At 71.3% G+C, this 14,113-nt stretch carries 2 protein-coding genes (1 of these 2 only partly in view); both read right to left on the bottom strand.

Annotated elements, in window-relative coordinates:
- The gene (locus FHS38_RS11925) at window positions 1-9,180 is read right to left on the bottom strand and encodes an SDR family NAD(P)-dependent oxidoreductase (protein ID WP_184733512.1); all 9,180 of its coding nucleotides are present in this window, start codon (window positions 9,178-9,180) and stop codon (window positions 1-3) included.
- Window positions 9,181-14,113 carry the 3' portion of an SDR family NAD(P)-dependent oxidoreductase gene (locus FHS38_RS11930; protein ID WP_184733513.1) on the bottom strand. Its footprint extends 12,701 nt past the window's final position, so 4,933 of the gene's 17,634 nt are visible here — the last part of the coding sequence; its start codon lies beyond the right edge, outside the window — the gene reads right to left on this strand; it ends in the stop codon at window positions 9,181-9,183.

The following is a 14,113-nucleotide window of genomic DNA, read 5'->3' on the forward strand; positions in this document are numbered from 1 at the left end:
TCACCGGGTCGGGTTCGGCCGCTTGGCGCGGCGACGACCCACCCACTTCTTGGCGTTCGTGATCCGGTTCTTCTCCCGGCCGCTGGAGTAGAACACCTTGCAGAAGGCGCGGATGGCTGACAGCGAAGGCTCGTCGCTGAGCATCAGGAAGTGGTTGGACGAGTCGACATCGGTCCGGTGGAACTCGGGGATCCGCCTCTCCCATTCCCCCCAGTAGTCGACGTGGTCCAACGCCTTGCCGTCGTCCTGGGTCGACAGCACCGGCTCGAGCTCACCGTAGAAGAGACCACTGCTGTTGCGGAAGTAGAAGCATGTCACCGACTCGGGGCGGGGCAGCGGCTGCACCTCGTAGTCCAGCACCTGGTACGCCTCCAGGACGCGGATGTTCTGCTCGATGCGTTCGCGCACCGCCTCCGCCGGCCCGATCAGCCCCCGCTGCCGGGCGAGCGGGAGCAGCTCGTCCAGCAGGTCGTCGGCGTCGCGGCTCAGGTCCACCTCGTAGCCCGCGATGAACGGCGCGGGCGCGTCCGCGTCCGCGGGCCTGGCCCCGGCCTGCAGCAGCGCGTTCACCTGCTGCAGGACCATGTCCTTGCGCGACATGGTCCTGGCCTTGACCTCGTCGCCGTACATCGTGTCCAGCATGGTGATCGTCTCGACGTCGCAATCCGCTTCCTGCAACTGCCGCGCGACCTCGTAGGCCAGCATGCCGCCGAGCGAGTACCCGCCCAGGTCGTACGGGCCCTCCGGCTGGACGGTCCGGATGATGGCGGCGTAGTGGGCCGCCATCGCGCGGATGCCCGTCAACGGTTCGCTGTCGGTCATCCAGCCCCGGGCCTGGATGCCGTAGAAGGGGCGCTCGACACTGTCGGCGACAGCGCCGTACGCCTCGACGCCGCCGAGGCCGCCGTGGAACCAGAAGACCGGCCTGCCCCGGCTGCTCCCGTTGAGGTGCACGACCTCCGGCATCCCGTCCGGTTCCTCGGAACCCGAGCGGGGCGCGGTCTCGAACCTGCGCACCAGGTCCCGCGACGTCCGGCACTCGGCCAGCTCCCGCAGGCTCGCCGCGGGGGCGAACCGCTGGATGCGTTGCAGCAGTTGGGTCGCCAGGATGGAGCTGAAGCCGAGGTCTTCCAGCGGCGTGTCGAGGTCGAGGTCCGCGGCGGGTAGGCCGAGCAGGTCGGCGACGTGGGCCGCGATCCCGTCCGGTGCGGGCCGCGGCGCCGGTTCCGGGGTGTCCGTGCGCGGCGCCAGGGCCGCGGGCCCGTCCGACCGGCCGGGGTTGACCCAGTGCCGCTGCCTGTCGAAGGGGTAGGTGGGCAGCGCCGACACCACCCTGCGGACCTCGCCCGCGCCCTGGACGCGGTCCCAGGACACCTCTCCTCCCCGCGCCCAGAACAGGGCGACGTCCTCCGGCCGGTTCTCGGCGATGAGCTGCCGGAGGAGCGCGTCACCGGCCGATCCGGTCAGCAGCGCGCCGACGTCCGCTCCGTCGCGCCTGGTGTCGCCGGTGAAGAGCGGGATCGGGGCCGGCTCCGCCACCTCGTCCCGCAGGTAGTGCTCCAGACCCTCGACGAGTTGCTTCATGTGCTCGGCGACCAGGGCCAGCCGGTGTTCCATCGCCTCCCGTCCGCTCTGGAGCGTGTACGCGAGATCGGCGAGGGACACTCCGTCGTGCGTCCTCACGAACTCCAGCACCCGGCGGGCGTGGATCCGCAGCCGTGCCGCGGTGCGGGCCGAGAGGACCACGATCCGCGGCGCCGGAGCGTCCTCGGCGGGCACCCGCCCGTCGGCTGCGGGGAGGTACTCCTCGACGACCAGGTGCGCGTTGGACCCGCCCGCCCCGAAGGCGCTGATGGTCGCGCGCCTCGGATACTGCCGTTCCACCCCGTCGATCTCGACCACGGGCCGGTCCCACGGCGTGGCCTGCTCCGGAAGGTAGAACGCGGTCCCGTCGAGCTCCAGGCCGGGGTTGAGCCTGCCGCGCCGTAGCGGCGGGGTGAGCTTGCCGTGCCGCATCTGCAGGGCGACCTTGCTGAGTTGGGCGACGCCCGACGCCGCTTCGAGGTTGCCGAGCGTGGACTTGACCGTCCCCAGGGCGCAGAACCCCTCGTCCGGCGTGTGCCTGCCGAAGACGTTCCTGAGCGCCGCGAACTCGATGGCGTCGCCCAGCTGTGAGCCGTTGGAGGATGCCTCGACGTAGCTGACGGTGCGTGGGTGCACTCCTGCCCTGCGCAGGTTCTCCTCCACCAGCTCTTCCTGCTGCTCGACGCTGGGCACCATGGGGCCGTTGGTGCGGCCCTTGTGGTTCACCGCGCTCGATCTGATGACCGCCAGGACCTCGTCCCCGTCGCTGACGGCACGGGAGAGGGGCTTGAGCAGGACGGCGCCGACGCCTTCCGCGGGGACGAACCCGTCGCCGTCGAGGAACGCCCTGCTGTCCGGGTCGCTGCCCATCAGACCCGTCATGCGCAGCCCCAGGTACTTCTTGGGGTGGAGCGAGAGGTTGACCCCGCCCACGATCATCAGCTCGCTGCCGCCCCGGCGCAGTTCCTCGCACGCCATGTGGATGGCCACCAGCGACGAGGAGCACGTGGTGTCGACCGCCATGCTCGGCCCTCGGAGGTCGAAGAAGTGCGAGACCCGGTTGGCGACGGCGCTGCCGGACACCACCGACGTGATGGACTCGTGGACGACGTCGGACGACAGCAGTTGGTACTGCTGGTACATGGTGCCGACGTAGACCCCGACCCGGCCGCCGTGCCTGGCCCGCAGCCTCTCCCGTGTGTACCCGGAGCTTTCCAGCAGGGTCCACACGCACTCGAGGAACAGCCGGGTCTGCGGGTCCATGATCGCTGCCTCGCTGGGCGCGACGTTGAAGAGCAGCGCGTCGAAGTCGGCGACGGAGTCGAGGAAGCCGCCCCAGCGGGGGACGTCGCCCGGCTCGCCGGCGACCCGCTCGTCGTCCCAGCGGTCCGCGGGCACCTCCGTGACGCCGTCGCGGGCGGTGACCAGGTTCTCCCACAGCTCGTCCAGGTCTGCGGCCCCGGGGTAGCGGCCCGCAAGACCGATGACCGCGATCGCCTCCTCCTCGCGGGGTTCGGCCGGTCGTACGAGGGGTTCGGGCGCGGTGTACGCCTGCGCCTGCGCCGGCGGTGCGGCAGCCGGCTGCTCCGGTCCGGCACCGATGCCCAGGACCGACTCCAGCGCGTCCGCCTGCGCGCCGAGGAAGTACCGGCCGAGGTCGTCGATGCACTGGTGCTCGAACAGCAGCGTCTTGGGCAGCGAGCCGAAGTCGGCTTCCAGCCGGTTGGTGATGGTCAGCGCCAGCACCGAGTCGATGCCGTACCGCTCGAAGGGCGTGGCCGCGTCGAGGCGGTGCGCCGGGACCTGGATGGCCTCCGAGATGACGGTGCGCAGGTACCCGACGACCTTGGGGTGAGCGGCTCCGCGGTCGGTGGCCCCGCGATCGGTGGCGGCGTGAGGGCGGCTCGCGGCCGGGAGGGCGGGTACCCGCTGCTCCGGCCGTGGGTCCTCGCCCAGCACCGTCTGCCTGATCCTCGTGGCGTCGCCCGCGATGACCAGGACCTGGGTGTGGGCGGCGTCGAGGGCCGCGTAGAGCGCCTGGATGCCCATCGCGGTCGGCATGGGCGTCATGCCCAGCCGCTCGCGCATCACCGACTCGGTGTGCTCGTCGACGCGCATCCCGCCCTCGGCCCACAACGGCCAGTCGACGGACACGCCTGCACCCGACCGCAGGCCCTGCTGCACGAGGCCGCGCCGGTGGTGGGCGTAGGCGTCCAGGAAGGCGTTGGCGGCGGCGTAGTCGGCCTGCCCGGTGTTGCCGAACACCCCGGCCGCGGCGGAGAACGTGACGAAGAAGTCCAGCGGCAGGTCCTTGCTGGCCTCGTCCAGGTTCACCACGCCCGCCACCTTCGGCGCGAGCACCTCGCGGCACTCCTGCGGCGTCTTCCGACCGACGAAGTTGTCCTTGACGACCCCGGCGCCGTGGATGACACCGTGCAGGGTGCCGTGGTCCCGGACGATGCCGTCGATCAGGGCCTTGACCGCCGCGGCGTCGCTGACGTCGACGCGGGCGTGGCGCACGTCCGCCCCCTGCCCGCGCCACTGCGCGAGGAGCGCTTCCTGCTCCGGGCGCAGCCGTGACCGGCCCGCCAGGACGATGGTGACGTTCCCGACCTCGGCGACCATGTCCGCCGCGACGAGCGTGCCGATGCCGCCGAGCCCGCCCGTGACCAGGTAGACACCGCCGTTCTTCCACGGGACCCGCTGCTCCGGCGGCGCCTTGTGCTCGGCCCAGGTCAGCGCCTCGGCCTCGCCGCCGCGGAAGCGGACGCAGTCGCCGTTGGCGCGGCTGCCCGCGACCACCTGGGAAACCAGGCGGTCGGTGCTGTCGCCCGCGTCGACGAGCACGGCCTGGACCAGCAGGGCGGGGTCCTCCGCCCGCGCGGACTTCAGCAGTCCGAGCAGGCCCAGCGCCAGTGCCGGGTCACCGTCCTCCGGGACGACGAGCTGCACCAGCACGGGCTGCCGCGCCGAGCCGGGCAGGATGCGCTGGACGTGGTCGAGCGCCGTGACGACGTACTCGGTGAACCGCTCCGCCGTCCCGGCCCCGGCGGAGGTCAGGCGCAGGACCCGGGCGGACGGGCACCGGGCCTCGAACGCGTCGGCCAGCTCGGGCATGTCGCACAGCAGCACGATGTTCCGCGCGGGCTCCGTCTCCGCGGCGACCTGCGCTGTCCTCTCCCACACGGGGAGGAAGGTGACGCACGTGTCGCCGGGTTCCTCGTTCAGAACGCGGTAGGAAATGCCCTTCACGCGGGCGCGCACCGAGCCCTGCTCGTCGCAGAGGTCGATGTCGAGCTTGAAGACCTTGCCGTCCTTCGCCGTGCCCGGGCTGTAGCGGATCCACGCCCACATGTCCTCCGTGCACGGGCCGAGGATCTCCAGCTCGTCCAGGGCGAACGGAAGCGACGGTTTCATCCCGGAGACGTCCAGGGCGGACTCCGGTGCGGACGCCGCCCCCATGCCCAGGGAACCCTGCAGCATCGAGTCGAGCAGGCTGGGGTGCAGCACGAACGCGTCCAGGGTGTCGCGCACCGAGCCGGGCTGCGACAGCCGCACCAGGACCTCGTCCCGGCCGATGTGCAGGCGCTCGACACCGCGGTGCGCGGGGCCGTACTCGAAGCCGATGCGCTCGTACAGCGGGTACAGCTGCGCGGCGTCGAGTTCGGCGCGGTCGCACGCGGCCCTGACGCGCTCGACGTCGAGCGTGGCCGGGGTGCCGGACTTCCGGATCACCTGTCCTTGGCTGTGCACGACGGCGTCCGCGCCGGTGATCGCGAAGTTGATCTCGTCCTGGTGGCCGGGGGTGAGCGTCGTGGCGAGCGCCACCGGGTTCCCGCCGACCACCACGGGGCGCGCCCACACGACGTTGCGCAGCGTGATCCCCGACGTGTGATCCGGCTCGGCCAGTTCGGCGGCCGCCCTGGCCATCTCCAGGCAGGCGACGCCCGGCAGGACCTTCTGTCCCTTCACCACGTGGTCGGTGAGGAAGTACTCGCGGCCGGTGAACGTGGACTCGTAGCGCTGCGAGCGGAAGGTCGAGGCGTTGACGTGCAGCAGCGGATGCGGTGCCGACGACGTCGGTTCGAGCGCCGCCGCCGAGCGCTGTGCCGTGGGCACCCAGTAGCGGTCACGCGCGAACGGGTAGGTCGGCAGCGGCACGCGCAGGGGCCGCTGCCCGGCGAACAGCCCCGCGTAGTCGAGGTCGTACCCCTGCGCGTAGAGGTCCGCGACCGTCGACAGCAGTTCGGTACGGGGTGCGGCGTCGGTGGCCGACACCGACCGGTGGATGCAGTCGTTGCCGTAGCCCTTCAGCGAGGCCCGCTCGCCCTGCCCCCGCTGGGCGGGCTCGCCGACGTGCACGTGCGGGCTCGCTCCGGTGGCCAGCCACTGCCGCAGCGCGTGGACGACCTCGTCCTGGCCGCGCGCCACGCAGGCCAGGCGGTGCGGGAGGTGCTTGCGCCCGAGCAGCAGGGTGAAGCTCACGTCGCCCAGGTCGAGCCCGGGGTGCGCCACGCAGTGTGCGACCAGCCGTTCGGCCTGCTCGCGCAGCTGCTCCGCGGTGTCCGCGGACAACGTGAGGAGGTGGGCCGGGTACCCGCCCGGGCGGTGGGCGCGGTGCGGTGCCTCTTCGATCACCATGTGGGCGTTGGTCCCGCTGACGCCGAACGAGCTGACGGCGGCACGGCGCTTCCCGTCCGTGCCCGCCTCCCAGGGGCGGTCCACCGTGTTGACGTAGAAGGGGCTGTCGGTGAAGTCGATGTGGGAGTTGCCCACTTCGAAGTTGATCGAGGGCGGGATGCGCCGGTGCCGCAGCGAGAGCAGGATCTTGAGGACCCCGGCGACGCCGGCGGCGGTGGTGGTGTGCCCGAGGTTGGACTTGACGGAGCCCAGCGCGCAGAACTCCCGTCGGTCGGTGTAGCGGCCGAAGGCCCGCTTCAGCGCGTGGTACTCGATGGGGTCGCCGAGCTTGGTGCCCGTGCCGTGCGCCTCGACCAGCTGGATGCCCTCGGGGTCGATCCCGAACGCGTCGTAGACGGACGTCTCCAGGCGTTCCTGGGACTTGGCGCTCGGCGCGGTGATGCCGTTGGACGCACCGTCCTGGTTGATCCCGGAACCGCTGATGACGCCGTGGATGTGGTCCCCGTCCGCGAGGGCGTCGCTGAGCCTCTTGAGGACGACCACCCCGACGCCCTCGCCCGGCACGAAGCCGTCGGCGCGGTCGTCGAAGGTGTGGCAGCGACCGCTCGGGGAGAGCATCCCCGCCCGTCCTGCGAGCCGGTAGAACTGCGGCGTGCACTGGACGGAGACCCCACCCGCCAGCGCCATCTCGGTCTCGCCGCCCCAAAGTCCCTGGCAGGCGAGGTGGATGGCGACCAGCGAGCTGGAGCACGCGGTGTCCACGGCGACCGCCGGGCCCTGGAGGTCGAGGTGGTAGGAGATGCGCGCGGGCAGGGCCGAAAGCGCGTTGCCCCACATGGCCGGCGCCGGGACCTCGTCGCCGAAGAGCGCAGTGTACCCGCTCTCCTGGCAGCCGACGTACACCCCGCAGCGCTTGCCCCGGGTGGCGGACCCGGCGTGGCCCGCGTCCTCCAGGGCCTTCCACGCCTCTTCGAGGAACACACGCTGCTGGGGGTCCATGTAGGCGGCCTCGACCCCGGAGAGGTTGAAGAACGCCGGGTCGAACCGGTCGTGGTCGTCGATGAAGCTGCCGTGCCTGCACTCCGGGGCGCCCGCGGGCGGGTCCGGCAGCTTCCAGCGGGTGACCTCCTCGACGAGGTCGTCACCCCGCACCAGGTGTTCCCACAGCGCCTCGACGTCCGGCGAGCCGCCGAACCTGCCGCTCATGCCGATGATCGCGATCGGTTCCCGGTCCCCGGCGGCCGCCCGCACGGCGTCCGCAGGGACGGCACCGACCGGAGCCACACCGACGGAGTCCGCGCCGAGGGAGTCCGCGCCGACCGGTGCGGGCTCCGACGGGAGCGTCTCGGGCTCAAGGGTGGCGGTCGTCGGCCCGGCGGGCAGCGAGGCGGCGGCCTGCGCCCGGTGCTCGTCGAGGATGTACCCCGTCAGCTGCCGGACCGAGGGGTGGTCGAACAGGTCGGTGGTGGTGAGGTCGACGCCGAGCCGCTCGTTGATCTCGTGGATCAGCCGGACGCCGATGATGGAGTCGACGCCGTAGTCCATGAAGGCGTCGTCGGCGTCGATCCGGGTCCTGTCGACCTTGAGGGCCTGTGCGAGCTGGTCGAAGACGACGTCCTCGACGTGCTGCTCCAGCGCGTCGTCGGATACCGACGCCCCCCGCGCGGGGCTCTCCCGCCGCGGCGCGGGTCGCGCCGCTCCGGCGGCCTGAAGGCTGCTGTCATCCTGCTGGGCGCCGGTTTCCTGCTCGGCCTCCTGCCGGATCAGACCGTCGCTCTGCGCGGCGAGGATCTGGTACCCCAGGTCGTGCAGACCCTCCGCCGGGAACGACACGGGGTCGAAGCCCTCGTCCTCGAGCACCTCCGACCAGGACTGCGGGGACAGGCCCGGGCAGCCCGGGAGGCGCAACTCGGCGTCCTCGTACAGCCACCACCCCGTCAGCAGACCGAACGTCAGGTGGGTGAACAGCGAGTTCGCCGAGATCTCGTTGGCGAGCAGGACGCCGTTCTCCTTGAGCGCCGCCTTGGCGTTGCGCAGCGTCCTGCGGATGTCCCTCGTGGCGTGCAGGACGTTCGTGGCCAGCACGAGGTCGAAGCTGCCGAGCTCGACGCCCTGGGCGGCCAGCGGCTTCTCGATGTCGAGCAGGCGGTAGTCCAGGTACGGGTAGCTCGGTCCGTACTCCTGCTCGGCGTGCATGAGGAACGACCGCGACAAGTCGGTGTAGCAGTAGGTCTCCACGTGGGACGCGAACGGCTCCAGGCGTTGGAAGACCTTCAGGCTGCCACCGCCCGTGCCCGCACCGATCTCGAGGATCCTGATCCGGGCCTGCTGGTCGCTGTGCACGATGGCGCGCACGACAGCGGCCGCGGTGTCGGCCAGGACACCGTTGAAGACGTCCGTGACGGGGTTGCCCTTGTAGATTCCCTCGACCAGCTCCAGCGAGGAGTTGGGGAACAGGACATCGGTGGCGGGGACGGCACCGGTGAGGATCCGCGGCAGTGCCCGGAGCGTGGTGTCGAGGAGCACGACCTGAGCGCGCAGGTCCGCGTCGCGGGCCCAACGCGCGCTCCGCGCCTCCCACTCCGCCCACAGATCACGGCTGTTCTCCGCACCGCTCGGGCTCGGGTGGGCCGGGTCGCCGTGGAGGTGACCGCGCGTCAGAAGCTGTCGCACCGATTCGCGGGCCCAGCGGCGCAACTCCTCACCGACGGGGAGCCCGGCGATCGCCTCGTCGACCGTGGGACCACCGCTGCCCGCGAACAACCCGGCGCTGCGCAACTGGCCGAGCAGGATCCTGCTCAGCAGGTCCTCGTCGATGAGCGCGTCCGCGTCCCCGGGGGCCGCGGTGAGGTGGACCTCCGCGCCGGCCGCGATGTCCCGGCACAGCCGGGACAGTGGCACCGGGGCGCCGGTCCGGGCCGTGGTGATGGTCTCGTTGCGGGTTATGCCCCACATTTACGCGATACCCCCCTTGTCCTTGACCAAGCCGAGTTGGTCGAATGCCCCGCCGAGAAGAACGTCGAGAGCGGACATGCCGTCGGCGGGCGCGATCGAGCCCGCTCCTGCCCTGCCCATGCGCTCTTGGTGCTCGGGGGTGGCGACGACGCCGACACTACCCCAGTAGCCCCAGTTCATGATCTTGGCAGGGATCGACGCGGTCCCGGCCAGGCTGTGGGCGTAGGAGTCCGCGAACACCGAGCCCGCAACGTAGTTGCTCTGTCCGGGCGCCTTCATGAACGAGTTCATCGAGGAGAAGAACAGCATGAAGTCCAGAGGCTCACCCCCGAACACCTGCGCCATCCGCACGCTGACGTCGATCTTGGCCGTGACGGCCGCGCGGAAGCGTTCCTCGTCCATCCGCTCGATGCTCTGGTCCAGGAGGACGATCGCGGAGTGGACCACACCGTGGACAACCGCGTGGTTCCGCTTGATGTGCTCGTAGGCGCGCTGCAGCGACTGCCGATCGGCCGCGTCGGCCCGCACGTAGCTGGGCATGGGGCCCAACTCCCCCAGCCTGTTCAGCTTTCCCCGGATCGAGGCGTCCTCCTCCCGCCTGCCGATCCAGACGACGTGGGCGCCGTAGGTGCGGATCAGGTGTTCCGTCCACGCCTCGCCGATACCACCGGCACCGCCGATCACGACGTAGGTGCCTCCTTGGCGGTACACCGGACGCCCCGTGGACTCCTGGGGCGTGCTCTGCATCGGGACGAGTGTCTGCAGGTACCAACGCTTCCGGCGGTGCGCCCAGATGCTGCCGCGCTCGACCTGGGGCAGAGCCGTGATCTCCGCCAGCGGCAGGTCGTTCCCGTCCTCGAGGTCGACCAGGCGGACGTTCCAGCCGGGGTACTCCTTGGCCACGGAACCCATCAGGCCGTGCACACCGGAGTGGGTCGGGTCCACGTGGTCGCCCCGCCGCGCCCGCTGGCTGCGTTCCGTCAGGACGGTCACCTCGAGCGGGCGCTTGCCGTACCCCGAGCGCAGCAACGCCTTCAGCGTACGGAAGCACGCGTAGAGGCCGCCTTCCTGCGCCTCGACCAGTGCGTCGTCGACTCCTCCCGCGGCCTCGGCCGGGGCCGGGGCCGGGGCCCAGATGATGTGGTCGATCGGGCCGTCCTGTGCCAGGAGCCGTTCCGCAAGCGTCTCCACGGTGTCGGCCTCGCCGACCGGGAACCGCTCGGCGCCGGGAAGACCGGCGCGGATCCGCTCCCACTGCCCGTGCCCGCCGATCACGACGACCCGGCCGGCCGGGAGGGTCGTGGTCACCGGTTCGGGCCTGGGAACCGCGTCCCAGACGGGCTTCAGCAGGACGTTCGTGCCCCCCGAGGTCGTGCCCGAGGTCGCGTCCGAGGCCGTGTCCGAAGTCGTGTCCTCGGCCACGGGCTTCACCGCAGGAGCGGCAGCGGGGGCCTCGGCAGGCAGGCCGAGCCAGTAGCGCTCACGCGCGAAGGGGTAGGCGGGCAGCGGTACGCGGCGAGGGTTGCCCTGCGGGTAGAGGAGGGTCCAGTCGACCGAAGTGCCCCGGACCCAGCGGTCGGCGAGTTCCTCGCCCTCCGCAGTGGTCAGGACACCGCCTGCGGGGACGATCGGCTGCTTCCCCGCGGCGGCCGCGTCCTTGCCCCGGCGGGACTTGACCCGTCCGGTGAACAGGCCGTCCGCCGGGCCACCGTCGAGGTACCGCGTCACCTTCTCCATGAACTCCCCGCGCGTCGCGGCGACGAAGGCCAGCCGCCACGTCATCGGTTCACGCCCTGTCTGGAGTGAGTACGCCAGGTTCCGCAGGTGCGCGGACGGGTGCGCTTCGACGTGGTCCTTGATCCGCTCGGCGACGGTCCTGAGCTGTTCCTCGCCCTTCGCCGACAGGACGAAGACCGAGGTCCCGGCGGTCGCCACCGGCTCGGTGTCCTCGTCACCGCTGTCGTACTCCTCCAGCACGAGGTGGGCGTTCGTGCCGCTGAAGCCGAAGGAACTCACGGCCGCGCGACGGGTCTCACCAGGACCCACCTTCCACGGCGCCAACTCGGTGTTGACGTAGAACGGCGAGTTGTCGAAGTCGAAGTGCTCGTTGGGGGTGTCGAAGTGCAGCGTCGGGACGAGTTGCTTGTTCTTCATGCAGAGCAGCGTCTTCTGGACGGCGGCCACGCCCGCGGCCGCCGACGTGTGCCCCACGTTGCTCTTGACCGAACCGATGGCGCAGTAGCCGACCTTGTCGGTCCTCTCCCGGTACACCGAGGCCAGGGCCTCCAGTTCGATGGGGTCGCCGAGCTTGGTGCCCGTTCCGTGCATCTCGACGTAGCTGATGCCGCCGGGGTCCACGCCGTACCGCTCGTACACGTCGGCCTGGAGTTCCCGCTGGCTGGCGGCGTTCGGCGCGGTGATGCCGTTGGTCCGCCCGTCCTGGTTGATGCCGGAGCCCTTGATGATGCCGTGGATGGTGTCCCCGTCGCGCTCGGCGTCCGCGAGCCGCTTGAGGACGAGCGCGCCCACGCCCTCGCCCGGCACGAACCCGTCGGCGGCGTTGTCGAAGGTCTTGCACTTGCCGTCCGGCGCCAACATCCCCGCACCGCACATGCTGATGTAGGACTCCGCGGTCAGGTAGAGGGTGACTCCGCCCACCAGCGCCATGTCGATCTCGCCGGCGCGCAGTGCCTGGGTCGCGAGGTGGGTACCGACGAGCGAGGACGAGCAGGCCGTGTCGAGGGCGATCGCCGGGCCCTTGAGGTTGAGGATGTAGGCGATGCGCGCGGCCGAGATGGCGTTGCTGTTGCTGGTGGCCGAACTCGCGTCGCCGCCCTGCTCCCGCATGAGCGCGCCGTACTCGTTGCTCATGATCCCCAGGTAGACGCCGCACTTCTGCCCGCTCAGCGCCTGGACGTCGTACCCCGCGTCCTCGAACGCGTGGTACGCCTCCTGCAGGAAGAGGCGCTGCTGCGGGTCCATCGCCTCGGCCTCCGCCGGCGGGATGCCGAAGAACAGCGGGTCGAAGACGTCGACGTCGTCGAGCAGCCCCATCCACTTGCAGTAGACCTTGCCGGGCTGGTTCGGCCGCGGGTCGTAGTACTGGGCGACGTCCCACCGGGATTCCGGGATCTCCCGAACGCAGTCGCGCCCGTTCGCCAGGTTGTCCCAGTAGTCGTCCAGGTTGTCGGCGAGCGGGTACTTGCCCGCCATGCCCACGACGGCGATCGCGTCAGCAGGGGCGGCGGAGCGGGTCCGCGCCGCCGCCGGGGCCACCACGGGTTCCGGCTCCACCACCAACTCGCGCACGGGGGCCTGAGCGGGCACGGGGGCCGGCTCACGCACGGGGGCCTGAGCGGGGGCGGGAGCCTGAACGGGCACCGGAGCCTGAACGGGCACGGGGGCCTGAGCGGGGGCGGCGACAGGGGTCGTCAGCCCGCGGGGCTGCCCGGGGGCACCCGTCTTTCCGGCCTCCGCGACGACGCGGGCGGCGAGTTCCTGGACGGACGGGTGGTCGTAGAGCTTGGTGGCCTGCAGGGCAATGCCGTACCGCTTGTTGATCGCCTTGATCCACTCCACGCCGACGATCGAATCCAGCCCGAATTCGGTGAAGTTGCGGTCCAGGTCCAGCTCGTCCACCGACAGGTACAGGGCGTCGGCGAGACTGTCCAGGAGTTCGGCCTGCACCTGGTCCTCATCGAGGACGGGTTCCCCCTCGTCGACGACCGCGACCGGCTCCTCGACGTCGTCGTCCGCCGTCGTGTCCGCGGGCGGCTCGACCCGGACCTGCGGCCGCTCCTGAGCGGTGGGCAGCAAGGCCTTGAGGTGGGCGGCCAGCCCGGTGACGGTGGGTGTGTCGTAGAGCTTGGTGGCCTGCAGGGCAACACCGTACTGCTTGTTGATGGCCTTGATCCACTCCACGCCGACGATGGAGTCCAGGCCGAGGTCGGTGAAGTTCGCCTCCGGGTCGACCTCCTCCTCGTCCAGGTACAGGGCCTGGGCGAGGAGCGTGGTCAGCTCCGCGACGAGCGTCTCCTCGTCCGGGCCCGCGACCGGAGCCACCGGTCGGGCCGGGGCGCGTTCGGTGGTCCTTTCGGGGACCGCGTCCGCGGCGGTGAGGGTCACGGACGGCACGGAACGCCGCGCGGGCGCTTGCACCTCGACCGTCTTGGGGGTCCGCACCGCACTGCTGAGCGGTGCGAGGCCGATGCCCCGTGGCTTCGACGTCACGGCCGCGCCGACCGACGGCGAGGTGCGGGCCGGCTCGGCCGCCTTCTCCTTCGGTGCTTCCTCCGCTACCGCAGAAGACTTCGCCACCGCAGAAGACTTCGCCACCGCGGAAGGCTTCTGCACCGCACGCGGCGGGGTCTCCACCGTGCTCTCCGGACGGGTGCTCCCCGGGGCCCAGGACCGCTTGCGTGCGAAGGGGTAGGTCGGCAGCGCGACGCGGCGCGGCAGGGTCGTGTAGCAGCTGCGCCAGTCGAGGCTCAGCCCGCTGACCCACAGCTCCAGGAGCTTGCCGAGCTTGCGCTTGCGGAGCCAGGCGTCGACGACACCGGTCAGGTCCTCGTCCTCGAACAGCGACGACACGGCGGCCGTCGAGCGCTGGGCCTTGCCCCGGTACAACCCGGCGGCCTCGCCGCCCTCGACGTGGGCGCGCAGCCCGGCGAGGAACTCCGGCACGGACCCGGCGAGGAACGCCAGCCGCTCGTCCATGTGCTCACGCCCCGCCTGCAACGTGAACGCGATGTCGGGCAGGTCGGCGTCGGTGATCCGTTCCTCCTCCGCCCAGTCGAGCAGCCGCTGGGCGTACTCCCGCAGCTGTTCGGCGGTCCTTGCGGACACGACCACGACGGACGACAGCGGGTCCGCCACCGGTTCCGGGGCGGTCGTGTCCGCCGGGACGTACTCCGACACGATGACGTGCGCGTTC

Source organism: Streptomyces netropsis (assembly GCF_014203545.1).
In the GTDB taxonomy this organism is placed as follows: Bacteria; Actinomycetota; Actinomycetes; order Streptomycetales; family Streptomycetaceae; genus Streptomyces; species Streptomyces netropsis.

Coding starts and splice junctions, on each gene's coding strand:
- FHS38_RS11925 (WP_184733512.1), bottom strand. CDS start 9,180: ATGTGGGGCATAACCCGCAACGAGACCATCACCACGGCCCGGACCGGC.